The organism is Enterobacter hormaechei subsp. hoffmannii (assembly GCF_001729745.1).
GTDB classification, from domain to species: domain Bacteria; phylum Pseudomonadota; class Gammaproteobacteria; order Enterobacterales; family Enterobacteriaceae; genus Enterobacter; species Enterobacter intestinihominis.
This window is the reverse complement of sequence record NZ_CP017186.1, coordinates 705,719-732,186: the sequence shown is the minus strand read 5'-3', so window position 1 is coordinate 732,186 and position 26,468 is coordinate 705,719. Positions and strand designations below refer to the sequence as shown.

The 26,468-nt window shown below is 55.8% G+C and carries 22 protein-coding genes and 1 riboswitch; of the genes, 13 read left to right on the top strand and 9 right to left on the bottom strand.

The features are described from left to right. Positions 1-484 precede the first annotated feature (484 nt). The 4 genes from cra to leuO form a co-directional block, all read right to left on the bottom strand. Entirely contained in the window at positions 485-1,489 is a 1,005-nt protein-coding gene (cra, locus tag BFV65_RS03415) for a catabolite repressor/activator (protein WP_003856369.1), read from the bottom strand. 176 nt (positions 1,490-1,665) lie between these two features. Further along, the gene (gene ilvN, locus BFV65_RS03410; RefSeq protein WP_023305437.1) at positions 1,666-2,160 is read right to left on the bottom strand and encodes an acetolactate synthase small subunit; all 495 of its coding nucleotides are present in this window, start codon (positions 2,158-2,160) and stop codon (positions 1,666-1,668) included. 1 nt (position 2,161) lies between these two features. Continuing rightward, positions 2,162-3,886 carry an acetolactate synthase 3 large subunit gene (gene ilvI, locus BFV65_RS03405; protein ID WP_023299318.1) on the bottom strand — a complete coding sequence of 575 codons (1,725 nt, stop codon included), beginning with the start codon at positions 3,884-3,886 and terminating at the stop codon, positions 2,162-2,164. Between the two features lie 376 nt (positions 3,887-4,262). After that, positions 4,263-5,207: a transcriptional regulator LeuO gene (gene leuO, locus BFV65_RS03400; RefSeq protein WP_022647036.1), complete on the bottom strand. Its 945-nt coding sequence runs from the start codon at positions 5,205-5,207 to the stop codon at positions 4,263-4,265. Positions 5,208-5,834: 627 nt separating this feature from the next. Between leuO and leuL the strand changes: the two genes are divergently transcribed. From leuL to leuD, 5 genes are all read left to right on the top strand, one after another. Then, entirely contained in the window at positions 5,835-5,921 is an 87-nt protein-coding gene (gene leuL, locus BFV65_RS23535) for a leu operon leader peptide (protein WP_155024570.1), read from the top strand. A gap of 91 nt (positions 5,922-6,012) precedes the next feature. Beyond that, the gene (gene leuA, locus BFV65_RS03395) at positions 6,013-7,584 is read left to right on the top strand and encodes a 2-isopropylmalate synthase (RefSeq protein ID WP_022647035.1); all 1,572 of its coding nucleotides are present in this window, start codon (positions 6,013-6,015) and stop codon (positions 7,582-7,584) included. Next, positions 7,584-8,675, top strand: a complete 1,092-nt coding sequence (leuB, locus tag BFV65_RS03390) for a 3-isopropylmalate dehydrogenase (RefSeq protein ID WP_022647034.1) — start codon at positions 7,584-7,586, stop codon at positions 8,673-8,675. Before leuA ends, leuB begins: the two co-directional genes overlap by 1 nt. A gap of 2 nt (positions 8,676-8,677) precedes the next feature. After that, positions 8,678-10,078 (top strand): 3-isopropylmalate dehydratase large subunit, encoded by a 1,401-nt coding sequence (gene leuC, locus BFV65_RS03385; RefSeq protein ID WP_032625472.1) that lies wholly within the window; start codon positions 8,678-8,680, stop codon positions 10,076-10,078. 10 nt (positions 10,079-10,088) lie between these two features. Beyond that, complete coding sequence (gene leuD, locus BFV65_RS03380; RefSeq protein ID WP_045622483.1) at positions 10,089-10,694, top strand: 3-isopropylmalate dehydratase small subunit; 606 nt, start codon at positions 10,089-10,091, stop codon at positions 10,692-10,694. 92 nt (positions 10,695-10,786) lie between these two features. Here leuD and BFV65_RS03375 read toward each other — a convergent pair whose 3' ends face one another. The 3 genes from BFV65_RS03375 to sgrT all read right to left on the bottom strand — a co-directional run bounded on the left by BFV65_RS03375 (position 10,787) and on the right by sgrT (position 12,607). After that, positions 10,787-10,939 (bottom strand): Hok/Gef family protein, encoded by a 153-nt coding sequence (locus tag BFV65_RS03375; protein WP_069596237.1) that lies wholly within the window; start codon positions 10,937-10,939, stop codon positions 10,787-10,789. Between the two features lie 216 nt (positions 10,940-11,155). Beyond that, a complete protein-coding gene (locus BFV65_RS03370; protein WP_022647031.1) occupies positions 11,156-12,334 on the bottom strand; it encodes a sugar efflux transporter in 1,179 nt (392 codons plus the stop codon). Between the two features lie 120 nt (positions 12,335-12,454). Continuing rightward, positions 12,455-12,607 carry a glucose uptake inhibitor SgrT gene (sgrT, locus tag BFV65_RS03365; RefSeq protein WP_003856388.1) on the bottom strand — a complete coding sequence of 51 codons (153 nt, stop codon included), beginning with the start codon at positions 12,605-12,607 and terminating at the stop codon, positions 12,455-12,457. Positions 12,608-12,695: 88 nt separating this feature from the next. On the opposite strand from sgrT, the gene sgrR reads away from it, so the two are divergent. The 4 genes from sgrR (at position 12,696) to thiQ (ending at position 17,774) form a co-directional block, all read left to right on the top strand. Further along, positions 12,696-14,351 carry an HTH-type transcriptional regulator SgrR gene (gene sgrR / locus BFV65_RS03360; protein WP_069596236.1) on the top strand — a complete coding sequence of 552 codons (1,656 nt, stop codon included), beginning with the start codon at positions 12,696-12,698 and terminating at the stop codon, positions 14,349-14,351. 36 nt (positions 14,352-14,387) lie between these two features. Continuing rightward, a riboswitch (TPP riboswitch) is annotated at positions 14,388-14,488 on the top strand. 31 nt (positions 14,489-14,519) lie between these two features. Further along, positions 14,520-15,503: a thiamine ABC transporter substrate binding subunit gene (gene thiB / locus BFV65_RS03355; RefSeq protein WP_069596235.1), complete on the top strand. Its 984-nt coding sequence runs from the start codon at positions 14,520-14,522 to the stop codon at positions 15,501-15,503. Next, entirely contained in the window at positions 15,479-17,089 is a 1,611-nt protein-coding gene (gene thiP / locus BFV65_RS03350; RefSeq protein ID WP_069596234.1) for a thiamine/thiamine pyrophosphate ABC transporter permease ThiP, read from the top strand. The genes thiB and thiP overlap by 25 nt, the downstream gene beginning before the upstream one ends. Next, positions 17,073-17,774, top strand: coding sequence for a thiamine ABC transporter ATP-binding protein ThiQ (gene thiQ / locus BFV65_RS03345; protein WP_032621321.1), 702 nt, complete (start codon positions 17,073-17,075; stop codon positions 17,772-17,774). The genes thiP and thiQ overlap by 17 nt, the downstream gene beginning before the upstream one ends. Before the next feature lie 43 nt (positions 17,775-17,817). On the opposite strand, the gene BFV65_RS03340 is transcribed toward thiQ, so the two are convergent. Together BFV65_RS03340 and araC are read right to left on the bottom strand one after the other, a co-directional pair. Then, positions 17,818-18,585: a DedA family protein gene (locus BFV65_RS03340; RefSeq protein ID WP_017383796.1), complete on the bottom strand. Its 768-nt coding sequence runs from the start codon at positions 18,583-18,585 to the stop codon at positions 17,818-17,820. 118 nt (positions 18,586-18,703) lie between these two features. Then, a complete protein-coding gene (gene araC, locus BFV65_RS03335) occupies positions 18,704-19,549 on the bottom strand; it encodes an arabinose operon transcriptional regulator AraC (protein WP_032625458.1) in 846 nt (281 codons plus the stop codon). Between the two features lie 335 nt (positions 19,550-19,884). Here araC and araB point away from each other — a divergent pair, with 335 nt between their 5' ends. The 4 genes from araB (at position 19,885) to polB (ending at position 26,363) form a co-directional block, all read left to right on the top strand. Further along, a complete protein-coding gene (gene araB / locus BFV65_RS03330) occupies positions 19,885-21,594 on the top strand; it encodes a ribulokinase (RefSeq protein WP_069596233.1) in 1,710 nt (569 codons plus the stop codon). A gap of 10 nt (positions 21,595-21,604) precedes the next feature. After that, positions 21,605-23,107: an L-arabinose isomerase gene (gene araA / locus BFV65_RS03325; protein ID WP_015572656.1), complete on the top strand. Its 1,503-nt coding sequence runs from the start codon at positions 21,605-21,607 to the stop codon at positions 23,105-23,107. Between the two features lie 86 nt (positions 23,108-23,193). After that, positions 23,194-23,889 (top strand): L-ribulose-5-phosphate 4-epimerase, encoded by a 696-nt coding sequence (gene araD / locus BFV65_RS03320; protein ID WP_023299308.1) that lies wholly within the window; start codon positions 23,194-23,196, stop codon positions 23,887-23,889. 116 nt (positions 23,890-24,005) lie between these two features. Continuing rightward, positions 24,006-26,363, top strand: a complete 2,358-nt coding sequence (polB, locus tag BFV65_RS03315; protein WP_069596232.1) for a DNA polymerase II — start codon at positions 24,006-24,008, stop codon at positions 26,361-26,363. The last annotated feature ends 105 nt before the right edge of the window (positions 26,364-26,468 follow it).

Sequence of the window (26,468 nt, the reverse complement as noted above, 5' to 3'; positions counted from 1 at the left end):
AAAGCATCCTATTTACAGAGCAAGAGTGACCTGGCTAATAACTAAACAACTGGCGAGGCAAAATTAACGTTATGAATATTTGTAAGAAAAAAACCGAATATGCACACGAGCGTTAAGACTCACTCAATATCATCGCAGGGAAATATAAAGTGTCAGTTTGCGACGCGGGCAGCATTTTAAGGCATATCGCCGGGGGATAACAGCACCAGTTTAATCCCGAGGCAATATGGATTCGTTCGTGTGCATTGAGGCCTGGAGGGAGAGTGGAAAATGGCTGAATATTCATCGGCTGGCACCTGTTTGTAACAAAACAATACAAAGAAATGTCAGTCAAAAATTTATAATTGTGCTTTTTAACACCAAAATGGATTCAGAAAAATAGCAGGCTATGAATCTTAGAGATAAATCCTAATTTTTATCCGGGAATTATTTATCGCAATAAATTCGCCGCAAAAGGGGCAGTTATACCGCCCCTGTGGAAATATTAATGGCGGCTCAAAATTCCGCGCCGATAGAGATTACGTTTGATACGCGTAAGTCCGGGTTTAGGCTTGCGGGGTTCATCCAGGCTTGCCAGAACAATCTCCAGCACGCGCTCGGCGACGTCGCGGTGACGCTGAGCCACCGCCAGCACTGGACATTGCAGGAAGTCGAGCAGTTCGTTATCACCGAAGGTAGCAATCGCCAGATCGGATGGCAGCTTGCCATCGCGACGTAACGTCACGTCCATCACTCCCTGCAACAGAGCAAACGAGGTGGTAAACAACGCCTGCGGCATCGGGTGCGTTTCCAGCCATTTCTCGAACAGCTGGGCAGCCGCTTCGCGCTCATAACTGTTGGCATAGAGATAATGAACGTCACGCGGATCGTCTTTCCATGCCGTACGGAACCCTTGTTCACGCAGGAAGCTTACCGAAAGTTCAGGCAAAGCGCCAAGATACAGCACCGTTTCAGCCGGGAAGGTACGCAGCTCGGCAGCCAGCATTTCTGCATCGTCCTGATCGGCACCCACGACGCTGGTGAAATGTTCACGATCGAGCGCACGATCCAGCGCCACTATCGGGAACGGATCGTTCGCCCAGCGCTGATAGAACGGATGCTCGGGTGGTAAAGAGGTCGACACGATGATGGCATCAACCTGACGTTGCAGCAGATGCTCAATGCAGCGCATCTCGTTGTCGGGCTGATCCTCGGAGCAGGCAATCAACAGCTGATAGCCCCGCTGACGAGCCTGACGTTCCAGATAGTTGGCGATGCGGGTATAGCTGGTGTTTTCCAGGTCCGGGATCACCAGGCCAATAGAGCGGGTGCGCCCGGCACGTAAACCTGCGGCGACAGCATTCGGATGGTAATTATGCTCACGAACGACTGCCATCACTTTCTCAACGGTCTTATCGCTGACACGATACTGCTTTGCTTTACCGTTAATCACATAGCTGGCCGTGGTTCTCGACACGCCGGCGAGCCGGGCGATTTCATCCAGTTTCACAATTGCCCCTCAAAAAAAGAAAAGAGTCCATGGCCCTGTCAAGGTTATGGTTAAATATTTTAACATCTAAACGCAGAATAGCCTTCACGGCAACCGCTTTTGTCTGCGTTGTCGGCGGATTACGCAAAAAAAAGCCCGGCTTTGGCTACCGGGCTGAAAGAGGCGAACCTATTGCGCTACTCACGCATGATTTTATCGCCGCGCGAGAGGCCAACAACGCCAGAGCGCGCAACTTCAACAATTTTTGCCACATCCCTGACAGAGGCCAGGAAAGCGTCCAGCTTATCGCTCGTTCCGGCAAGCTGGACAGTATATATAGAAGGCGTGACGTCAATAATCTGCCCACGGAAAATATCCGTGTTGCGCTTGACCTCATCACGGCCGTAACCGCTGGCCTGAATTTTCACCAGCATCACTTCACGTTCGACGTAAGCACCCTGCCCCAGCTCGCTGACGCGCAGTACGTCCACCAGCTTGTGCAATTGCTTTTCGATCTGCTCAAGCACTTTCGCATCGCCGACAGTCTGGATCGTCATGCGCGAGAGCGTAGGGTCATCGGTCGGTGCCACGGTCAGGCTTTCAATGTTATAGCCGCGCTGGGCAAAAAGCCCAATAACCCGCGACAGTGCGCCCGACTCATTTTCCAGTAATACAGATAATATCCGGCGCATATCAGGTTCTCTCCGTTTTGCTTAACCACATTTCATCCATACCACCGCCACGAATATGCATCGGATAAACGTGCTCTGTGCCATCGACGATAACGTCCATGAAGACGAGGCGATTGTTTTTAACGTGCTCAAGCGCTTCGCCGAGCTTCGCTTCCAGCTCTGACGGATCGGTTACCCGCATGCCAATATGACCATAGGCTTCAGCCAGACGGACAAAGTCCGGAAGTGATTTCATATAGGATTGGGAGTGACGGCCCGAATAAATCATATCCTGCCACTGTTTTACCATGCCGAGGTAACCGTTATTCAGGTTCAGCACCAGCACTGGCAGTTCATATTGCAGCGCAGTGGAAAGTTCCTGAATATTCATCTGTATACTGCCGTCACCCGTTACGCAAATAACCGTTTCGTTTGGCAACGCCAGCTTTACCCCCAGCGCGGCGGGCAAACCAAAGCCCATCGTGCCGAGCCCGCCTGAGTTGATCCAGCGACGCGGTTTATCAAACGGGTAATACAGCGCAGCAAACATCTGATGCTGGCCCACGTCAGAAGTGACATACGCATCGCCATTGGTCAGACGCCAGATCGTCTCGATCACCGCCTGCGGTTTGATGTTCTCACTTTGCGTGTCGTATTTAAGGCACTGACGGCCACGCCATTGCTCGATTTGTTGCCACCAGTCGCGGATCTCGTCCAGCGGTTGAGAGGCGGTCTCCTGCGCCAGCAGATCCAACATTTGATCCAGCACCTGTCGTGCGTCTCCCACGATCGGCACATCCGCCGGCACCGTTTTAGAGATAGAAGTAGGATCGATATCAATGTGCAGCACCGTCGCATTCGGGCAGTATTTCGCCAGGTTGTTCGTGGTGCGATCGTCAAAACGCACGCCGACGGCAAAAATCACGTCAGAATTGTGCATCGTCATATTGGCTTCGTAGGTGCCGTGCATACCCAGCATGCCCAGCGCCTGCCGATGCGTGGCAGGGAATGCCCCCAGCCCCATCAGTGATGACGCAACAGGAAGATTGAGCTTCTCGATCAGTTCGCGTAGTTGCGTTTCGCAAGCTGCATTGACGGCGCCTCCCCCCACATAGACCACCGGTTTTTTCGCAGCCAGCAGCGTTTGCAGCGCACGTTTAATCTGTCCTTTGTGCCCTTGCGTGGTCGGATTATACGAACGCATGCTCACCGACTCAGGCCAAAGGTAAGGCAGTTTATTCCCCGGATTGAGAATATCTTTTGGCAGATCGACAACCACTGGCCCAGGACGACCGCTGGCGGCCAGCCAGAAGGCTTTTTTCAGTACGCCCGGGATATCTTCAGTTTGTTTAACCAGAAAGCTGTGCTTCACCACGGGGCGTGAGATCCCCACCATGTCGCACTCCTGAAACGCATCATAGCCAATCAGCGACGTCGCCACCTGTCCGGAAAGAATGACCAGTGGAATAGAGTCCATATACGCAGTCGCTATGCCGGTAATGGCATTGGTCGCCCCCGGCCCGGAAGTGACCAGCACAACACCCACTTCGCCCGTGGCGCGGGCCAGGCCGTCAGCCATATGCACAGCAGCCTGTTCATGACGAACCAGAACATGATCAATACCGCCTACCGTGTGCAGCGCGTCATAAATATCGAGAACCGCGCCTCCGGGATAGCCGAACACTTGTTTCACGCCCTGATCGATAAGCGATCGGACGACCATTTCCGCGCCAGACAACATCTCCATGCTTTGCCTCCAGGCTTTTGTTATAGACGGTCTACAGAATTCATTTCCGCGCCGTCTTCTGACAGGGTAAACCCATCTTATAATGTGCAGAGTGATGGATACCTTAACCGCTCGTTATGAGGCAGGCAATTAGCAAACGGGATGCGGGAATGAGCAATAAAAGCAGAAAAAACAGCTGACAGACATGAATATGGTGAATTCGTCTGGTATGAGTGGAGACAATAATAATTCATCTCTTAAAAAGAGGATGGATCAGGAAATCATCTATTTTTGAGCATGCATAAGTAACTGAAAAAATGAACACAGAACATAATATCGCCAGTTTTAAAAACCGCAGAATAAACCGCATGACGCCATGCGGTTTATTCACCAGAACCTAGCGACGGCAAATATTGATCAGCAGCTCTTCCATCCACTGATGCCCTTTATCCCGACCCGCAGCCTCATGCCAGGAAAGATAACAGGTACGGCTATTAAGCTTGAGCGGCAGAGGTAAAATTTGCAGATTCAGTGAATCGGAGAACTCTTCAGCAAGCCAGCGCGGCGCAATAGCGACTAACTGCGTCTGAGAAACGACATTTAATACACTGACCATGGCCATTCCCTGATAAGCCACGCTGGCTTGTTTATCGGCGGTGTCATACCACGGCTGACTGAATGAGGCATATCTGTCAAGAGCAACAACGGCGTGTTGCTCACTGTAAACATCGCTTTCACGCAGCGGCGAATTCATACGGGGATGTTTTTTACTGGCGACTAACACCATTTCGTCTTTGAACAACGGAACACAGGCAAACTCTGGACGGCGGAACTCTTCGTATCCCAGAACAAACTCTGTTTCCTGATAACGAAGCTGGTGTTCAGTGTTTTGATTTAATGATGATTTAAAAACGAGATGAATATTTGGGGCGATCTGTTCAACTTTATTATATATAACAGACGTCAAATAATTATCTAACGGACTGCAAACACAGAGATGGAAAACCCGCTCACTGCTTAAGGGTTCAAAGCCCGAACCGGGAAGTTCATTTTGTACCAGCTGTAGCGCCTGACGAATCGAACCGAATAGCTGGAATGCACGCGCTGTGGGCTGAATCCCCCTCCCATAACGAACGAATAACTCGTCGTTAAACATCACCTTAAGTCTGGCTACGGCATTACTCACGGCAGGCTGAGACATTCCCAGAGATTGCGCTGCTCGCGTAATATTCTGCTCCTGCATCACTGCATCGAATACAGTTAACAAGTTAAGATCCACTGTGCGTAACTGAGGCTTAACCCCATCATAAGTCTGTGGTTGGTTAATATTATTTTCTGGCATTTCTGACTCCACCGTCACGCTAAATTCCCTTTGCCCAGGTACAGTAATAACTTCGAAAAATATGATTTACCATGCATATACAACAAGCGAAAGGAAATTATTTAAAATTCGGAATATATAAAGAGCCCCATTCACCGAGCGGCTTTACGCACCCCATAAATGAAGAGTTAAAAATCGTTCAAAAGATATCTCAAACTTTATTGTGAGCATGAAACCATAAACCAGACAAATACACAATCAACGCTCTCATTAATAATGACTTAAGCGTTATTAAACTATTAATAGTATACAACGCATATTCATTAACAAATTGATATCAACTTTGATAACTTACTTACCCGTAAATCATTCATGAAGTCTATAAATCAATGATATGAAACACATTCCATTTCATAGCATGTTGGTGAAAATAGTATGTTCAATTGCTACCAATTATATTCAAATTATTCCAGAGATGAATCCCCAGTCCAATAATAGACAATAAAATCGGTTAGCCACGCAAAAACCAGCACAATTAGCTAATGTATTCTCCCTGCGTTGGGTCCCCGTTTTGTCGGGGAGGGGTTGACATGAGTCGGCGTATCCAGTACCACTAAAAGCATATCGCATTCACCTGGAGCAGGATTCATGACTCGCACCCTTCGTTTCACCGGTCTACTACTACTAAACGCATCCACTGTGCGCGGTAGACTGGCGGGCGAAATTCAGCGTTGAATCGTCTTCAGTAAAACTAAAAACCCGCGCCACTGCGCGGGTTTTTTTATGCTCGTAGCAAGGCGCCCTAAGACTGACAAGGACCTAACCCATGAGCCAGCAAGTCGTTATTTTCGATACTACTTTACGTGACGGTGAACAGGCATTACAGGCGAGCCTGAGTGTTAAAGAAAAACTGCAAATTGCGCTGGCCCTGGAACGCATGGGTGTAGACGTAATGGAGGTCGGTTTTCCTGTCTCCTCGCCGGGTGATTTTGAGTCAGTGCAGACTATCGCCCGCACCATCAAAAACAGCCGCGTGTGCGCTCTGGCTCGCTGCGTTGAGAAAGATATCGATGTGGCCGCGGAATCCCTGAAAGTTGCAGAAGCTTTCCGTATCCATACTTTTATTGCCACCTCCCCCATGCACATTGCAACCAAGTTGCGCAGCACGCTGGATGAAGTGATCGAACGTGCGGTGTATATGGTTAAACGGGCGCGTAACTACACTGACGACGTGGAATTTTCCTGTGAAGATGCAGGCCGCACGCCGATTGACGATTTGGCCCGTGTAGTGGAAGCCGCTATTAATGCCGGAGCCAGAACCATCAACATCCCGGATACCGTCGGCTACACCATGCCGTTTGAGTTTGCCAACATCATTACTGGTCTGTATGACCGCGTACCAAATATTGATAAAGCCATTATCTCTGTACACACCCACGATGACCTGGGTCTGGCCGTTGGCAATGCTATCGCGGCGGTGCACGCCGGCGCGCGTCAGGTAGAAGGCGCGATGAACGGCATCGGCGAACGCGCAGGCAACTGTTCGCTGGAAGAAGTGATCATGGCGATCAAAGTGCGCAAAGACATCATGGACGTGCACACACGCATCAATCACAACGAAATCTGGCGCACCAGCCAGACCGTCAGCCAGATTTGCAACATGCCGATCCCGGCCAACAAAGCGATTGTCGGTACGGGCGCGTTCGCTCACTCTTCCGGTATTCACCAGGATGGGGTGCTGAAGAACCGTGAAAACTACGAAATCATGACTCCGGAATCCATCGGTCTGAACCAGGTTCAGTTGAACCTGACCTCACGCTCTGGTCGCGCGGCAGTGAAGCACCGTATGGAAGAGATGGGCTACAAGGACAGCGATTACAACATGGATCAGCTGTACGACGCCTTCCTGAAGCTGGCGGACAAGAAGGGCCAGGTGTTCGATTACGATCTGGAAGCGCTGGCATTCATCAACAAACAGCAGGAAGAGCCAGAGCACTTCCGTCTGGACTACTTCAACGTCCAGTCCGGCTCAAGCGACATCGCCACCGCCTCCGTGAAGCTGGCCTGCGGGGATGAAATTAAAGCGGAAGCCGCCAACGGCAACGGCCCTGTGGATGCCATTTACCAGGCGATTAACCGCGTCACTGAGTACGACGTAGAGCTGGTGAAATACGACCTGACGGCTAAAGGGCACGGTAAAGACGCCCTGGGTCAGGTGGATATCGTCGTCAATTATAACGGTCGCCGCTTCCACGGTGTGGGTCTGGCGACAGATATCGTCGAATCCTCCGCGAAAGCGATGGTGCATGTCCTGAACAACATCTGGCGCGCCGCCGAAGTCGAAAAAGAGTTGCAACGCAAAGCTCAGAATAAAGAGAACAACAAGGAAACCGTGTGATGTCGAAGAATTACCATATTGCTGTGTTGCCGGGTGACGGTATTGGCCCGGAAGTGATGGCACAGGCGCTGAAAGTACTGGAAGCCGTTCGTTCGCGTTTTGCGATGAAAATTACCACCAGCCACTACGATGTGGGCGGTATTGCGATTGATAACCACGGTACGCCATTGCCGAAAGCCACTGTGGAAGGCTGTGAAAATGCCGATGCCGTGCTGTTTGGCTCCGTGGGCGGCCCTAAGTGGGAACATTTGCCGCCAGCAGAGCAGCCGGAGCGCGGTGCGCTGCTGCCGCTGCGTAAACATTTCAAACTGTTCAGCAACCTGCGTCCGGCGAAGCTGTACCCGGGGCTGGAAGAGTTTTGCCCGCTGCGCGCGGATATCGCGGCCAACGGTTTCGACATTCTCTGCGTGCGTGAGCTGACCGGCGGCATCTACTTCGGTCAGCCAAAAGGTCGCGAAGGCAGCGGTCAGCATGAGAAAGCGTTTGATACCGAGGTCTATCACCGTTTTGAAATTGAACGTATCGCCCATATCGCGTTTGAGTCAGCGCGCAAACGCCGCCGTAAAGTGACCTCTATTGATAAAGCGAACGTGCTCCAGTCTTCCATTTTGTGGCGCGAAATCGTCAGTGAAGTCGCTAAGCAGTACCCGGACGTTGCGCTGTCGCATATGTATATCGACAACGCAACGATGCAGCTGATCAAAGATCCGTCTCAGTTTGACGTGTTGCTGTGCTCCAACCTGTTCGGCGATATTCTCTCGGATGAATGCGCCATGATCACTGGCTCCATGGGCATGCTGCCCTCGGCCAGCCTGAACGAAGAAGGCTTTGGCCTGTACGAACCGGCGGGGGGCTCCGCGCCGGATATCGCAGGCAAAAACATCGCCAACCCGATTGCGCAGATCCTCTCCCTGGCTCTGCTGCTGCGCTACAGCCTGGATGCAGGCGATGCAGCAACCGCAATTGAAAACGCCATTAACCGGGCGTTAGAAGAAGGCGTCCGTACCGGTGATTTAGCACGCGGCACGGCGGCAGTCAGTACCGATGAAATGGGCGACATCATTGCCCGCTATGTCGCTGAAGGGGTGTAATCATGGCTAAGACGTTATATGAGAAGTTGTTTGATGCGCACGTTGTTTACGAGACGCCAGACGAAACCCCACTGTTGTACATCGACCGTCATCTGGTACACGAAGTGACGTCTCCTCAGGCATTTGACGGCCTGCGTGCGCACAAGCGCCCGGTGCGTCAGCCGGGTAAAACCTTTGCCACGATGGATCACAACGTTTCCACCCAGACCAAAGACATTAATGCATCTGGCGAGATGGCGCGTATCCAGATGCAGGAGCTGATTAAGAACTGTAACGAGTTTGGCGTGGAGCTGTACGATCTGAACCACCCCTATCAGGGCATCGTCCACGTAATGGGGCCTGAACAGGGTATTACTCTGCCGGGCATGACCATTGTCTGCGGCGACTCCCACACCGCGACGCACGGCGCATTTGGCGCCCTGGCGTTCGGGATTGGCACCTCTGAAGTGGAACACGTTCTGGCGACGCAGACCCTGAAGCAGGGCCGCGCCAAAACCATGAAGATTGAAGTGAAGGGGAAAGCCGCGCCGGGTATCACCGCGAAAGATATCGTGCTGGCGATTATCGGCAAAACCGGCAGTGCAGGCGGTACCGGTCACGTCGTTGAGTTCTGCGGCGACGCTATCCAGGCGCTGAGCATGGAAGGTCGTATGACCCTGTGCAACATGGCCATTGAGATGGGTGCCAAAGCAGGCCTGGTGGCCCCAGACGACACCACCTTCAACTATGTGAAGGGGCGTCTTCATGCGCCGAAAGGACAGAATTTTGACGACGCGGTTGCGTACTGGAAAACCCTGAAAACGGACGAGGGGGCAATTTTTGATACCGTTGTGACGTTGCAGGCGGAAGAGATCGCCCCGCAAGTCACCTGGGGCACCAACCCGGGCCAGGTCATTTCCGTCAACGACTGCATTCCTGACCCGGCTTCCTTCGCCGATCCGGTCGAGCGCGCGAGTGCGGAAAAGGCGCTGGCCTATATGGGGCTGAAACCCGGCGTACCGCTGACCGACGTGAGCATTGATAAAGTGTTCATCGGCTCCTGCACTAACTCCCGTATCGAAGATTTACGCGCTGCGGCAGAAATTGCAAAAGGCCGCAAAGTGGCACCGGGCGTGCAGGCGCTGGTTGTGCCGGGCTCCGGTCCGGTGAAAGCCCAGGCGGAAGCGGAAGGTCTGGATAAGATCTTTATCGAAGCAGGCTTCGAGTGGCGCCTGCCCGGCTGCTCCATGTGTCTGGCGATGAACAACGACCGCCTGAATCCGGGCGAGCGCTGTGCCTCCACCAGCAACCGTAACTTTGAAGGCCGTCAGGGCCGCGGTGGGCGCACCCACCTGGTCAGCCCGGCAATGGCCGCCGCTGCGGCAGTCACCGGTCATTTCGCCGATATTCGCAGCCTGAAATAAGGAGACAATCATGGCAGAGAAATTTACCCAACATACGGGCCGTGTTGTCCCGCTGGACGCCGCTAACGTCGATACTGACGCGATCATTCCTAAACAGTTTTTGCAGAAAGTGACGCGCACGGGTTTTGGGGCGCATCTGTTCAACGACTGGCGCTTCCTCGACGATAAAGGCGAAGTGCCGAACCCGGAATTCGTCCTGAACTTTCCGCAATACAAAGGCGCCTCCATTCTGCTGGCGCGGGAAAACTTTGGCTGCGGATCGTCGCGTGAACACGCGCCATGGGCATTGACCGACTACGGTTTTAAAGTGGTTATCGCCCCAAGCTTCGCGGATATCTTCTACGGCAACAGCTTCAACAACCAGCTGCTGCCGGTGACGCTGAGTGACGAACAGGTCGATGAACTGTTTGCGCTGGTGCAGGCAAATCCGGGGATGTCGTTTGAAGTGGATCTGGAAGCAGAAGTGGTGAAAGCCGGTGACAAGACCTACAGCTTTAGCATTGATGCGTTCCGTCGCCACTGCATGCTGAACGGTCTGGATAGCATTGGCCTGACGCTGCAGCACGAAGAGGCTATCTCCGCCTACGAGAAAAAACAGCCTGCGTTTATGGGCTAAAGGCAATGGCCCGCAGGGCGCGGGCCATTGATAAGGGTGCGTTGAGGCGTAACCACTCTGGAGAGGCGGGGAAACTTTCCCCGCCAATACCGCTAACGTTTTGCTTCGTAAGCCAACACTGCCGCCAGCTCTGTTTTCTCCTGTCTGAAGTGCAGCTCACACAGCGAGTCACGCATCATCCAGGTGAAGATCAACAACGTCGTACAGATCAGAAACAAACCTAACAGCAGAGTACGTTTTGGCATTCCAGCCTCCTTATTGCTTTTCGGCAATGAAGAGACTAACCTCGCAATGTTGGTTGTGAAGTTGGTCTCCCCATCATTTTTTTGATGTGGGACTCTCCACTGTTTGCCTCTTGCGAAAGCCTGAGGCAAACAGCCTCAAGCACCCGTCACGCACCCTATGCGCCTTCTCTGCTCCTGTCAGAAAATCGTTTCATTTCGTGAAGCCGCCTTCCAGAATCAAACGTCTTTAACCCGGCACGTTAACACAAGCGTGATGACCGAAATCGCTGCGATCACCCAGTACACGGATGCATGTCCATAGCTTTGCGACAGCGCCCCCTGAATCACCCCTGCCAGAATCACGCCGGTAGAGATACTGTTAGTAAACAGCGTGGTCGCGGAGCCTGCTCGCCCCGGCATTAAATCCTGGAACCAGAGCATGCCGATCCCGGCAACGATTCCGATAAATACCGCGTTAAATAGCTGTAACGCCAGCAAAGCTTCCCGCGAATGGAAAAGGATTAACCCCGCGTAGAACACCACCCCAGCCGCCACGGCGACGACCATCATCCGACGCTTTCCGAAACGTTTTACGTAGTAACCCGCCAGAATCATCGCCGGGATCTCCAGCCCGGCAGCGGTGCCCATCAGGATCCCCGCGAGCTTGTCGGGCAGTCCCAGATCGCTGCTGATCCACAGCGGCATATCGATAATGTACATGGTGTTGCAGGTCCACATCAGCGTGGAGGCGATAAACAACATGCGGACGTTTTTATCCTGCCAGCCGCTTACCTGGGTGATGGGCTTGTCCGTCACCTGCTCTACGCGCGCCACCGATGGCAGCACAAAGGCTATCAGCGCCAGGCTGATGGCAAAAATTCCCGCGGCGATGGTGAACATGACGGTGAAACCGTAGTTCAGCGCCAGCATGAACGCCAGCGGGGGGCCGATGACCCATGCGAGAGAGAGCTGCGCACGCATCACCGAGCTGAACATCACCACTTCCCGCGCCGAGTTGTCGGCGTACTCCCGGGCCAGGGCGAAGAGCTGCGGCATGGCGGTGTTCGCCAGAGAGGCCAACAGCACGCCACAGGTGATAAGCGTCAGGTAGTGACGATTAAAGGCAAACAGCAACGCGTTGCCCACGGCCATGGCGCAACAAAAGAGGATCAGCTTGCGGCGATCGCCCTGGCTGTCGGATCGTTTCGCCAGCCACAGGCTGACGAGGATCCCGGCAATGGCGTTGACGGTGTAGAACAGGCCTACCCAAAATGGCTGCGCCCCAACCTCACGACTGAGAAACAGGCTCAGCGTCGGCGCCTGTAGCGCACCGGCCACGCCCATCATGAAGGCCACCAGCATAAAAGCGGCGTACACGCCGTTCAGGCGTCGCCCCATCGTCATCAACCAGAGCATGCGCAAGTCCTTATGAAAGCGAATCGAAATTGGGTGAAATAGTAAACGAAAAAAGCCAGCAAAAACATTTTGCTGGCGGGTGATTAGCACCAATACTCAGTCACACATGATCGAGGCGAGTTAGCGAGAAGAGGTCGGTTTCGTAACGTCCCACTGCATCAGATCTTCCAGTATTCTCAGCCGCTGCTCTGCGCACTGGCGGGCCAGCCAGGACACTCCCTTTGTCGCTGAAAAATAGTGCTGATAAAACTGACGTGCGGTAGACCTCTTCATAATTTACCTCCTCGCTTCATCGATAAGGATTATTGGCTTAATATAGGGATTAATAAATTGCTGATTTTTTGTCAGGAGTTCCTCTTTTATGCCTTCTGGTCGTCTGCAACAACAATTTATCCGCCTCTGGCAGTGCTGCGAGGGGCAATCGCAGGAGACCACGCTGAACGAGCTGGCTGAGCTCCTCAACTGCTCCCGGCGTCATATGCGTACCCTCCTTAACACCATGCAGCAGCAGGGCTGGCTAAACTGGGATGCCGAAGCCGGACGCGGTAAGCGCTCGCGCCTGACTTTCCTCTATACCGGCCTGGCGTTGCAGCAACAGCGGGCGGAGGATCTGCTGGAGCAGGACCGCATCGATCAGCTGGTCCAGCTGGTGGGCGACAAAGCCGCCGTGCGCCAGATGCTGGTCTCGCATCTGGGACGCAGCTTTCGTCAGGGACGCCACATTCTGCGAGTGCTTTACTATCGCCCAATGAAAAATCTGTTGCCCGGTACGGCGTTACGTCGCTCTGAAACCCACATGGCCCGGCAGATTTTTAGCGGTCTGACGCGGATAAATGAGGAAAACGGGGAACTGGAAGCGGATATTGCCCATCACTGGCAACAGGTGTCTCCGTTGCACTGGCGCTTCTTTTTACGTCCCGGCATTCATTTCCACCATGGACGCGAGCTGGAGATGCGCGACGTTATCGATTCCTTAGAGCGCGCCCGCACGCTGCCGCTCTATTCGCATATCGCGCGGATCCACTCCCCCACGGCCTGGACCCTGGATATTGAGCTATCGCATCCGGACAAATGGCTTCCGTGGCTTCTGGGCTACGTGCCCTCGATGATCCTGCCTGCCGAGTGGCGATCCCTGAACAATTTTTCCAGCCAGCCGATTGGTACGGGCCCCTACTCCGTTTCACGGAACAACAGTAATCAGCTGAAGATCCGCGCCTTTGATGATTACTTTGGCTATAGGGCGCTGATCGACGAAGTCAACGTCTGGGTACTGCCGGATCTCAACGAAGAGCTGAGCGCAGGCCTGACGCTGGAAGGGCCAACAGCCGGTGAAAAGGCGTTCGAAAGCCGCCTGGAGGAGGGCTGCTACTACCTGCTCTTCGATAGCCGCAGCCATCGCGGGGCGAATCACGACGTACGCAGGTGGATCAGCCATGTTCTGGCGCCCGCTAACCTGATTTATCACGCAGAGGAGCAATACCAGACCTGGTGGTTCCCGGCCTATGGCCTGCTTCCGCGCTGGCACCATGCGCAGCCAGTACGCAGTGAAAAACCTGCCGGACTGGAGACCATCACCCTCAGCTACTATCGCGATCACATTGAGCACCGGTTTATCGCAAGGATCATGAGTAAGCTGCTGGCAGCCGAGGGCGTGACGCTGGCGATACAGGAAGTGGACTATGATGAATGGCACCGTGGAGATGTTATCAGCGATATCTGGCTCAACAGTGCGAACTTCACGCTGCCGCTTGATTTTTCGCTCTTCTCTCACCTGTATGAAGTGCCCCTGATTCAGCACTGTATCAATCGGGACTGGCAGCGGGACGCCGCACGGTGGCGGGCAGGAGAAATGGATCTGGCCGCCTGGTGTCAGGAGCTCCTGGCCGGGCAGACGATCGTACCGTTGATTCACCACTGGCTGCTGATCCAGGGTCAGCGCAGCATGCGCGGCCTGCGAATGAATACCCTGGGCTGGTTTGATTTTAAATCCGCGTGGTTTGCGCCGCCGGAGCCATAACGCTTTCGTAATATTCACCAAATCATTACAATAGCGCCGTTCTCAACGGGGTGCTGCATCACTGATGTGCGCTGAGATAATACCCGTCGAACCTGATCCGGATAACGCCGGCGAAGGGATTTGAGGCTGTCTCTCAAAATCCTTTGCCACTCAACCCTGAGGTGCAAAGTGTTAAAAAACGTTCTTCCTCTGCTGGCGCTGTTTGCGCTGCCTGTTTTTGCTAAGCCTGTCCTGACGGTCTACACCTACGACTCCTTCTCCGCCGACTGGGGCCCCGGCCCGGCGGTGAAAAAAGCCTTTGAAGCCGACTGCAACTGCGAGCTGAAATTCGTGGCGCTGGAAGATGGTGTCTCTCTGCTTAACCGGCTGCGTATGGAAGGCAAAAACAGCAAAGCCGACGTGGTGCTCGGGCTGGATAACAACCTGCTGCAAGCCGCCACTCAAACCAGACTGTTCGCCAAGAGCGGCGTGGCGGCAGATGCCGTCAACTTGCCGGGCGGCTGGAAAAACGACACCTTCGTACCCTTTGATTACGGTTACTTTGCGTTTGTCTACGATAAAAACAAGCTGAAGAATCCGCCCAAAAGCCTGAAAGAGCTGGTCGAAAGCGATCAGAAGTGGCGCGTGATTTATGAAGATCCGCGCACCAGCACGCCGGGTCTGGGGCTGCTGTTGTGGATGCAGAAAGTCTATGGCGACAAAACGCCTGAGGCGTGGCAGAAACTGGCTGCGAAAACCGTTACCGTCACCAAAGGCTGGAGCGAAGCCTACGGCCTGTTCCTGAAAGGCGAAAGCGACCTTGTGCTGAGCTACACGACTTCTCCGGCCTACCACATTATCGCCGAGAAGAAAGACAACTACGCCGCCGCGAACTTTGCTGAAGGACATTATTTGCAGGTGGAAGTGGCCGCCCGCACCGCCGCGAGCAAACAGCCGGAGCTCGCCGAGAAATTCCTGAAGTTTATGGTTTCACCGGCATTCCAGAATGCTATTCCGACAGGAAACTGGATGTACCCGGTCACTGATGTTGCGCTGCCGGCAGGTTTTGAGCAGCTGAACAAACCGCAAACCTCCCTGGAATTTACGCCGCAGCAGGTTGCCACCCAGCGCGCCGCATGGATAAGTGAATGGCAACGCGCCGTCAGCCGCTGATCCCCGGCTGGTTAGTTCCCGGGCTGCTCGCCGCTATACTGATGGTGGTCGTCAGCCTGGGAGCGTTTCTCGCGCTGTGGTTTAACGCGCCAGAGAGCGATCTGCTTGCCCTCTGGCACGACAGCTATCTCTGGCACGTCATCCGTTTCTCGTTCTGGCAGGCGTTTCTCTCCGCGCTGCTGTCAGTCATCCCGGCCATTTTCCTCGCCCGCGCCCTCTATCGCAGACGTTTTCCCGGCAGGCTGGCCCTGCTGCGCCTGTGTGCCATGACGCTGATCCTACCCGTGCTGGTGGCGGTGTTCGGGATTCTGAGCGTATACGGTCGCCAGGGCTGGCTGGCCTCCCTCTTTAACCTGCTTGGTCTGGAATGGTCCTTCTCCCCTTACGGCCTGAAGGGCATTCTGCTGGCGCATATTTTTTTCAATATGCCGATGGCGACGCGCCTCTTTTTACAGGCGCTGGAGAACATTCCCGGCGAGCAGCGCCAAATTGCCGCCCAGCTTGGCATGCGCGGCTGGTCGTTCTTCCGCTTTGTCGAATGGCCGTGGCTGCGACGCCAGATTGCCCCGGTTGCCGCGCTAATCTTTATGCTCTGCTTTGCCAGCTTCGCGACCGTACTTTCTCTCGGCGGCGGGCCGCAGGCCACCACCATTGAGCTGGCGATCTATCAGGCGTTAAGCTACGACTACGATCCGGGACGCGCCGCGCTGCTGGCGATCGTGCAGATGCTGTGTTGCCTGGTGCTGGTGTTACTCAGCCAGCGGCTAAGCAAAGCGATCCCCGCAGGAAGCAATAACATTACCGGCTGGCGCGATCCGCAGGACAGCCTGCACAGCCGCATCTCGGACGTGATGCTGATCGCGCTGGCGCTCCTGCTTCTGCTGCCGCCGCTGCTGGCCGTGATCGCCGATGGCCTCAACAGGAATGTGGTGTCGGTACTGCAACAGCCGGTCCTGTGGCAGGCCACGTGGACCTCGTTGCGCATTGCGCTGGCAGCCGGGCTACTGTGCGTGATCCTGACCATGATGCTGCTCTGGAGCAGCCGCGAGCTGTACGCGCGTCATGCCCGTAAAGCCGGACACGCGCTGGAACTGACGGGTATGCTGATCCTGGCGATGCCGGGCATTGTGCTGGCGACCGGATTCTTTTTACTGTTCAACAGCACCATCGGCCTGCCGGAAAGCGCCGACGGCATCGTCATTTTTACCAACGCACTGATGGCCATCCCTTACGCGCTCAAGGTACTGGAAAACCCGATGCGCGACGTCAACAGCCGCTACAGCTTGCTGTGTCAGTCGCTGGGCATGCAGGGCTGGCAGCGTCTGAAGGTGGTAGAATTGCGCGCACTGAAACGTCCGCTCGCCCAGGCGCTGGCGTTTGCCTGCGTGCTGTCGATTGGCGATTTTGGCGTAGTGGCGCTCTTCGGCAACGAGGATTTCCGCACGCTGCCGTTCTGGCTTTATCAGCAAATTGGCTCCTATCGTAGCCAGGACGGCGCCGTCACGGCGCTGCTCCTGTTGCTGCTGTGCTTTGCGTTATTTACCGTTATCGAAAAACTTCCGGGGCGTGATGTTAAAACTGACTGATGTAACCTGGCTTTATGAGCACCTGCCAATGCGTTTTACCCTCTCCGTTCGTCAGGGAGAGCGAATCGCAGTGCTTGGCCCCAGCGGGGCCGGAAAAAGTACCCTGCTCAATCTGATCGCCGGTTTTCTGCAACCTGCCAGCGGGTCGATCGTCATTGATAACGGCGAGTTTACCTACGCTCCGCCGGCTAAGCGCCCGGTGTCGATGCTGTTTCAGGAAAACAATCTGTTCAATCATCTTACGGTCTGGCAGAACATCGCGCTGGGTATGGATCCGGGGTTAAAGCTCAGTGCTGCGCAGCGTCAGACGCTTGAGGCGATCGCCGAACAAATGGGCCTGTCTGCGTTTATCAACAGGCTTCCGGGGGAGCTTTCCGGCGGCCAGCGCCAGCGCGTGGCGCTGGCACGCTGTCTGGTGCGCGAGCAGCCGCTGCTGCTGCTCGACGAACCCTTTTCGGCGCTCGACCCGGCCCTGCGTCAGGAAATGCTCTCGCTGGTTGAGGAGGTGTGCGAGCGCGAACAACTGACGATGCTGATGGTTTCGCACAGCATTGAAGATGCCGCACGCATCGCGCCGCGATCGGTGGTGATCGCAGAGGGACGTATTTTGTGGGATGGAGAAACAGAAGAACTTCTGAGTGGTAACGCAGGGGCATCTTCATTGTTGGGCATTCGTGCGGTCTGATGCCCTCACCCTGGCCCTCTCCCACGGGGAGAGGGAAAACACCTTAACGGCTCACCACCTTCAACAGGATCTCGCCGTACACCGGCATCAGCGGGTGGCGGATTAGCGCCACCAGCGCTACCACCGCCACGCCGAGCGTAAGTGGGGCCAGCCAGAGCAGGCGCGTGCGCGGGAGATAGCGGGTCAGGCGATCGACGCTCGCTTTCGCGCTGCGCCACAGGCGCCAGCAGAGCCAAACCGCCAGCCACAGCAGCACCGCCGTACCCAGCAGCAGCCATTTAAACTCACCGCTTTGCATACCGTCAGGAATATCAATCGCCGCGCCCGCCAGGATACCCGGCAGAAAGTAGAACGGCGGCCAGAAGACGCAGCCGATGATATTCGGCACCACAAACTTCGCGACGGGCAGATCCAGCATCCCGGCCACCATCGGCACCAGTGGACGCGTTGGCCCAACGAAGCGCCCCACGAGGATGGTGAACATGCTGTGCTGGTGCAGCGCATGCTCGGTTTTATCCAGCAGCGCTTTGTTTTTTTTCATGAACGACCAGCGGTGTAGCGGCTTCTTAAAGCGCCAGCCCAGCCAGAAGGAGATCCAGTCCCCCAGCAAACAGCCGATAATACCGGCCATCCACGCCTGCCAGAAATTGACCTCGCCGCTGCCGATAAGCGCCCCAAGCCCCGCCATCATCACGGTGCCGGGCAGGATCAGCCCGACCAGCGCCAGCGACTCCAGAAACGCCACCAGCGCCACGGCGATGAGCGAATACATAACGGACTGGGTAATAAAATGTTCCAGCAATGCCTGCATAACTATTCCGGTCAGAAAACGAATCAGCGATTCTGCTTAGCGCCCTGCACCGCGTCAAGGCATCAATTGTCTGAATAGTTTACAAGATGCGCCTGAAGTTCACCTGAATGTTTACCGATTATTCACATCCCGCACGGAATTCGCTCGGGCTGGCACCGGTGCACTTCTTAAACACGCGAGAGAAATAGAGCTGATCTTCAAAGCCGACGTTACGCCCGACGGTGGCGATAGGCATTCGGGTGGTGCTGAGCAGCAGTTTCGCCTGGCTGATGCGCTGATCCTCGCGCCAGCTGAGTACGCTCACGCCAAGCTGCTGGCGGAACAGATGCGACAGCCGTGACGGCGACAGGCACACATGCTGGGCGACGCTGGCAATATCAAACTGGCTGTCGGCAAGGTGGTCGCTGATGTACTGGCAGGCGTCGCGGACGCGGTTGTCCAGCGGCGGATTAAGCGACTCGTTGATGGCCTCCATGCGGCGCAGCAGCACCTGTTCAAGCAGGTTGATGGCCAGCAGTTCGGCGTAGCGCCCTCCCGCCTGCCCTGCCTCAATAATCTGTGCAAACAGCTCACGGAACTGCGCCAGATGCGCCTCATCCGGGCGATAAAAACCGGTTTGCGCGAAAATGGCCGGCCACGAGAGCCACTCCTGCCAGTAGGCGCGCGGACGGAAATAGACCCACTGGTGATACCACTCTTTGGCATCCGGGTGGCGCCCGTAGTGGTGGATCTCCCCCGGCGGGAACAACAGCATATCACCAGGGCGGCAGATAAACTGCCGATCGCCGTTTTTAATCACCCCTTCCCCGCGAACGGTCAGGTTCAGAATATACCCTTTCATTCCGAGCGGTCGATCGACGTAGAAATCGAGATACCCCTCGGCCTCAATGGGCGTCAGCCCCGCCACCAGATGGGCGTTAAATGAGTATCCCGGCAGCAGGGGATCGTTTTGCGGTTCGGCCATAGATTCAGTTCTCCCAAGGGTCCTGAAGGAAACCAATTGTCCATATCGATAAAAGCAGTATAAAAATGGCCCGCGAAAAGATCCAAAAAGCATCACGCCTCTTTTACGTCCGCCATGTTTCAGCCTTTTCCCCTGATTTCTCCGCCAGCACGGGCGGATAAGCAGTAACAAAAGTGTCTATAAGTACGGCAGAAATGTCCACATTGAATATTTGCACGGCGTCACACTTTCAATCGTAACAGCAATTTAGTCCATAAGATTAGCGGATCCTGCCTGACGATCTTTGTCCCCAGTCTCTAATGTTCTTCCATACCTGTTTTGGATGGAGCAACACCATGGCAATTGCAATTGGCCTCGATTTTGGCAGCGACTCAGTTCGCGCGCTGGCAGTGGACTGTACGACTGGCCAGGAAATAGCAACCAGCGTTGAGTGGTATCCGCGCTGGCAAGAGGGGCGCTACTGCGATGCGCCGAACAACCAGTTCCGTCACCACCCGCGCGATTACATTGAATCAATGGAAGCGGCGATCAAAACCGTGCTGGCGGAGCTGACGGATGCCCAGCGGGCCGACGTCGTGGGGATTGGCGTCGACAGTACCGGTTCAACGCCAGCCCCGGTTGATGCAGAAGGCCGCGTACTGGCGCTGCGACCGGAGTTTGCCGACAACCCGAACGCCATGTTTGTGCTGTGGAAAGACCATACCGCCGTGGAAGAGGCGGAAGCCATCACCCGCTTATGCCATCAGCCGGGCAAAACTGACTACTCCCGCTACATCGGCGGGATTTACTCCAGCGAGTGGTTCTGGGCCAAGATCCTGCACGTTACCCGCGCGGACGCGTCGGTCGCACAGGCAGCGGCGTCATGGATTGAGCTATGCGACTGGGTTCCCGCCCTGCTCTCCGGCACCACTCGCCCGCAGGATATCCGCCGTGGCCGTTGCAGCGCCGGGCATAAATCGCTGTGGCATGAAAGCTGGGGGGGTCTGCCTCCGGCAGCGTTCTTCGATGAACTCGACCCGATCATCAACAAACACCTGACATACCCGCTGTTTACCGACACCTTCACCGCCGATATTCCGGTCGGCATGCTCTGCGAAGAGTGGGCGAAACGCCTCGGTCTGCCGCAAAACGTGACCATTTCCGGCGGCGCGTTCGACTGCCATATGGGCGCCGTGGGCGCGGGTGCGCAGCCTAACACGCTGGTGAAAGTGATTGGCACCTCCACCTGCGACATTCTGACGGCGGATAAAACGACCGTTGGCGACCGCGCGGTGAAGGGTATCTGCGGTCAGGTTGACGGCAGCGTGGTGCCCGATTTTATCGGCCTCGAAGCGGGTCAGTCCGCGTTTGGCGATATCTACGCCTGGTTTGGCCGGGTGCTCGGCTGGCCGCTGGATCAGCTGGCGGCCGCGCATCCTGAACTGAAAACCCAGATTACCGCGAGCAAAAAACAGCTCCTGCCGCAGCTCACCGAAGCCTGGGCAAAAAATCCGTCTCTCGATCACCTGCCGGTGGTGCTGGACTGGTTCAACGGCCGTCGTACGCCGTTTGCCAACCAGCGTCTGAAAGGGGTGATTACCGATCTCAACCTGGCGACCGACGCGCCCGCGCTGTTTGGCGGCCTGATCGCCGCCACCGCGTTCGGCGCGCGCGCCATTATGGAGTGCTTCACCGGGCAGGGCATTGACGTGAACAACGTGATGGCTTTGGGCGGTATCGCCCGTAAAAACCCGGTGATCATGCAGGCCTGCTGCGACGTGCTCAACCGTCCGCTGCAAATTGTGGCCTCCGATCAGTGCTGTGCGCTGGGCGCAGCGATTTTCGCTGCCGTGGCCGCAGGCGTCCATGCGGATATCCCGACCGCGCAACAGCATATGGCGAGCGCCGTCGAAAGTACACTCCAGCCGCAGGCTCAGCAGGCACAACGCTTTGAACAGCTTTATCAGCGCTACCAGCAATGGGCAAAAAGCGCCGAACTTCACTATCTCCCTGTCGCCGCCCCGGCCAAAAGCACCGCGGACACTACGGCAACCCTGACACATTAAGGACACGATAATGACCATTTTTAATAATTATGAAGTGTGGTTTGTGATTGGCAGCCAGCATTTATACGGACCGGAAGCGTTGCAGCAGGTGACGAAACACGCGGAGCACGTTGTGAATGCGCTGAACGCGGAAGCCAAACTGCCTTGCAAACTGGTGCTGAAGCCGCTGGGTACTACGCCGGACGAAATCACTAACATCTGCCGCGATGCCAATTACGATGACAAATGCGCTGGCCTGGTGGTGTGGCTGCACACCTTCTCGCCAGCCAAAATGTGGATCAACGGCCTGGCTATCCTCAACAAACCGCTGCTGCAATTCCACACTCAGTTCAACGCCTCCCTGCCGTGGGACAGCATCGACATGGACTTCATGAACCTGAATCAGACCGCGCACGGCGGTCGCGAGTTCGGCTTCATCGGCGCACGTATGCGTCAACAACATGCCGTGGTGACCGGCCACTGGCAGGACGGCCAGGCACAAAAACGCATTGGCTCCTGGATGCGTCAGGCGGTCTCTAAGCAGGATACCCGTCACCTTAAAGTGGTGCGTTTCGGCGACAACATGCGTGAAGTTGCCGTAACCGACGGTGATAAAGTGGCCGCGCAGATCAAGTTCGGCTTCTCCGTAAATACCTGGGCGGTGGGCGACCTGGTGCAGGTGGTGAATGACATCAGCGATGGCGACGTGAACGCGCTGGTGGACGAGTACGAAAGCAGCTACCGCCTGACGCCTGCGGCACAGGTCAACGGTGACAAGCGCCAGAACGTGCTGGATGCCGCACGCATTGAACTGGGCATGAAGCGCTTCCTGGAACAGGGCGGCTTCCATGCCTTCACCACCACCTTTGAAGATCTCCACGGCCTGAAACAGCTCCCGGGTCTGGCGGTACAACGTCTGATGCAGCAGGGCTACGGTTTTGCGGGCGAAGGCGACTGGAAAACTGCCGCTCTGCTTCGCATCATGAAGGTGATGTCGACCGGTCTGCAGGGCGGCACCTCCTTTATGGAGGACTACACCTACCACTTCGAGAACGGCAACGATCTGGTGCTCGGCTCGCACATGCTGGAAGTGTGTCCCTCTATCGCCGTCGAAGAGAAACCGATCCTCGATGTGCAGTACCTCGGCATTGGCGGCAAAGCGGATCCGGCCCGTCTGATCTTCAACACCCGTACCGGCCCGGCCATTAACGCCAGCCTGATCGACCTCGGCGATCGTTTCCGCCTGCTGGTGAACTGCGTCGATGCTGTGGAAACTCCGCATTCTCTGCCGAAACTGCCGGTCGCCAATGCCCTGTGGAAAGCGCAACCTGACCTGCCAACCGCGTCGGAAGCCTGGATCCTGGCCGGCGGCGCGCACCACACCGTCTTCAGCCACGCGCTTGACCTGAACGATATGCGTCAGTTTGCCGAGCTGCACGACATCGAACTGACCGTGATTGATAACGACACCCGTCTGCCAGCCTTTAAAGACGCGCTGCGCTGGAACGAAGTCTATTACGGTTCAAAACGCTAAGCCCTGAATGCCCGGTGGCACTTCGTTTACCGGGCCTACGGTTCTGTAGGCCGGATAAGCGCAGCGCCATCCGGCAGGAGACGACAATGTTAGAAGATCTCAAACGTCAGGTACTCGAAGCCAACCTGGCGCTGCCAAAACATAACCTGGTGACCCTGACTTGGGGCAACGTCAGCGCCGTTGACCGGGAAAAAGGCGTGTTCGTGATCAAGCCTTCGGGCGTGGATTACACGGTGATGACCGCGGAAGATATGGTGGTGGTCAGCATCGAAACGGGTGAAGTGGTTGAAGGCGATAAAAAGCCCTCCTCCGATACGCCCACTCACCGCCTGCTGTATCAGGCCTTCCCGACCATCGGTGGGATTGTGCATACCCATTCGCGTCACGCGACCATCTGGGCGCAGGCGGGCCAGCCTATTCCGGCCACCGGCACCACCCACGCGGACTACTTCTACGGCACCATTCCCTGCACGCGTCTGATGACCGATACGGAGATCGGCGGTGAGTACGAATGGGAAACCGGGAACGTGATCGTCGAAACCTTCGAAAAACAGGGTATCGACGCGGCGCAAATGCCCGGCGTGCTGGTGCACTCCCACGGCCCGTTTGCCTGGGGTAAAAACGCGGAGGACGCGGTGCACAACGCGATCGTGCTGGAGGAAGTCGCCTACATGGGGATCTTCTGCCGCCAGCTGGCGCCGCAGTTGCCGGATATGCAGCAAACCCTGCTCGATAAGCATTACCTGCGCAAGCACGGTGCAAAGGCGTATTACGGGCAATAGATTGTAGGCCGGATAAGCGCAGCGCCATCCGGCTAAACAGGCACTGTATAAAACCCCAGCAAACACCCCTCAACCAGGCTATAATCAGGCCTGGTTTTGTTTTATGGGATAACGGCGTGGCGCAGACGCAAGAAGGCTTTTTACTGACCAGACACTGGCGGGATACCCCTCAGGGTACTGAGGTTGAATTCTGGCTGGCAACGGACAACGGCCCGCTAAACGTTACGCTCCCGCCGCAGGAGTCCGTGGCCTTTATTCCTGAAGCTCACGTCGAGAAAGTGAAGCAACTGCTGCGCGGCGAAAACAACTGGCGCCTTACGCCGCTTCAGCTGAAAGATTTCCACCGCCAGCCGGTTTACGGCCTCTACTGCCGCGCCCATCGCCAGTTAATGCGCTATGAAAAACTGCTCCGTGAAGCGGGCGTGACGCTTTACGAGGCCGATATCCGCCCGCCTGAACGCTTTCTGATGGAGCGGTTTATCACCGCGCCCGTCTGGGTAGATGGCGCCGCGCAAAACGGCAGGATCGTTAACGCGCGCCTGAAGCCTAATCCGCACTATCGCCCGCCGCTCAAGTGGGTGTCGCTGGATATCGAAACCACCCGCCACGGCGAACTGTACTGCATCGGTCTTGAAGGCTGCGGGCAGCGGGTTGTCTATATGCTCGGGCCGCCGAACGGCAATGCGTCCGCGCTGGATTTTCATCTGGAGTACGTCAACAGCCGCCCGCAGCTGCTGGAGAAGCTTAACCAGTGGTTTGCCGAGCACGACCCGGACGTGCTGATCGGCTGGAACGTGGTGCAGTTTGACCTGCGCGTGCTGCAAAAACATGCCGAGCGTTACCGCATCCCGCTGATTCTGGGGCGCGGCAACAGCGAGCTGGAGTGGCGTGAGCACGGCTTTAAGAACGGTATTTTCTTCGCGCAGGCTAACGGTCGCCTGATTATCGACGGTATCGAGGCGCTGAAATCCGCCTTCTGGAACTTCTCTTCCTTCTCGCTGGAAGCGGTCGCCCAGGAACTGCTCGGCGAAGGTAAATCCATCGACAATCCCTGGGACCGAATGGACGAGATCGACCGGCGTTTTAATGAAGATAAACCCGCGCTCGCCACCTATAACCTGAAAGATTGCGAGCTGGTGACGCAGATCTTCCACAAAACCGAGATCATGCCCTTCCTGCTGGAACGCGCAACGGTGAACGGCCTTGCGGTCGACAGGCACGGCGGCTCGGTAGCGGCCTTCAGCCACCTCTATTTCCCGCGGATGCACCGGGCGGGTTATGTCGCCCCTAACCTCGGCGACGTGCCGCCGCAGGCCAGCCCCGGCGGTTACGTGATGGATTCACGGCCAGGGCTGTATGACTCGGTGCTGGTGCTGGATTATAAAAGCCTGTACCCGTCCATTATCCGCACGTTTCTGATTGATCCGGTGGGGCTGGTGGAGGGGATGGCGCAGCCAGACGATGCGCACAGCACCGAAGGTTTTCTTGGAGCACGCTTCTCGCGGGAAAAACACTGCCTGCCCGAAATTGTGGGAAACATCTGGCACGGCCGCGACGAGGCGAAACGCCACGGCAACAAGCCGCTCTCACAGGCGCTGAAAATCATTATGAATGCCTTTTACGGGGTGCTGGGCACCAGCGCCTGCCGCTTCTTTGATCCGCGTCTGGCGTCGTCCATCACCATGCGCGGGCACGACATTATGCGCCAGACCAAAGCGTTGATTGAATCCCGGGGTTATGACGTTATTTATGGCGACACCGATTCCACCTTTGTCTGGCTGAAATCGGCCCATTCAGAAGACGACGCCGCGCAAATCGGCAAAGAACTGGTCGCCTTCGTGAACGCCTGGTGGCGCGAAAGTTTGCAAAAAGAGCGGTTAACCAGTGCGTTAGAGCTGGAGTTTGAAACCCATTTTGCCCGCTTTTTAATGCCGACCATTCGCGGGACCGACCAGGGCAGCAAGAAGCGCTACGCCGGACTGATTCAGGAAGGCGACAAGCAGCGGATGGTGTTTAAAGGGCTGGAGACAGTGCGCACCGACTGGACGCCGCTGGCACAGCAGTTTCAGCAAACGCTTTATCTGCGGGTGTTCCGCAATGAGCCGTATCAGGACTACGTGCGCGAGACGATAGCCAGCCTGATGGCAGGCGAACTTGACGCGCAGCTGGTGTATCGCAAGCGCCTGCGCCGCCCGCTGGCGGAGTACCAGCGTAATGTTCCTCCGCACGTCCGCGCGGCGCGACTGGCGGATGAAGAGAACGTTCGCCGGGGCCGCGCGCCGCAGTATCAGAACCGGGGAACGATCAAATACGTCTGGACAACGAACGGACCAGAACCCGTTGATTACCAGCAGTCTCCGCTCGATTACGATCACTACCTGACCCGCCAGCTTCAGCCTGTTGCGGAGGGAATTTTACCGTTCATCAACGACGACTTTGCTACACTAGTGACAGGACAACTTGGGCTATTTTGACGCGTGACGAAACCGTTGCCATCCAGTACCATAGCGCCCTTTCCATTCCCGGACCCATTTTTCGATGACCGTCTTTTTTGACGGGGTCGAACTATTGCCTGCAAT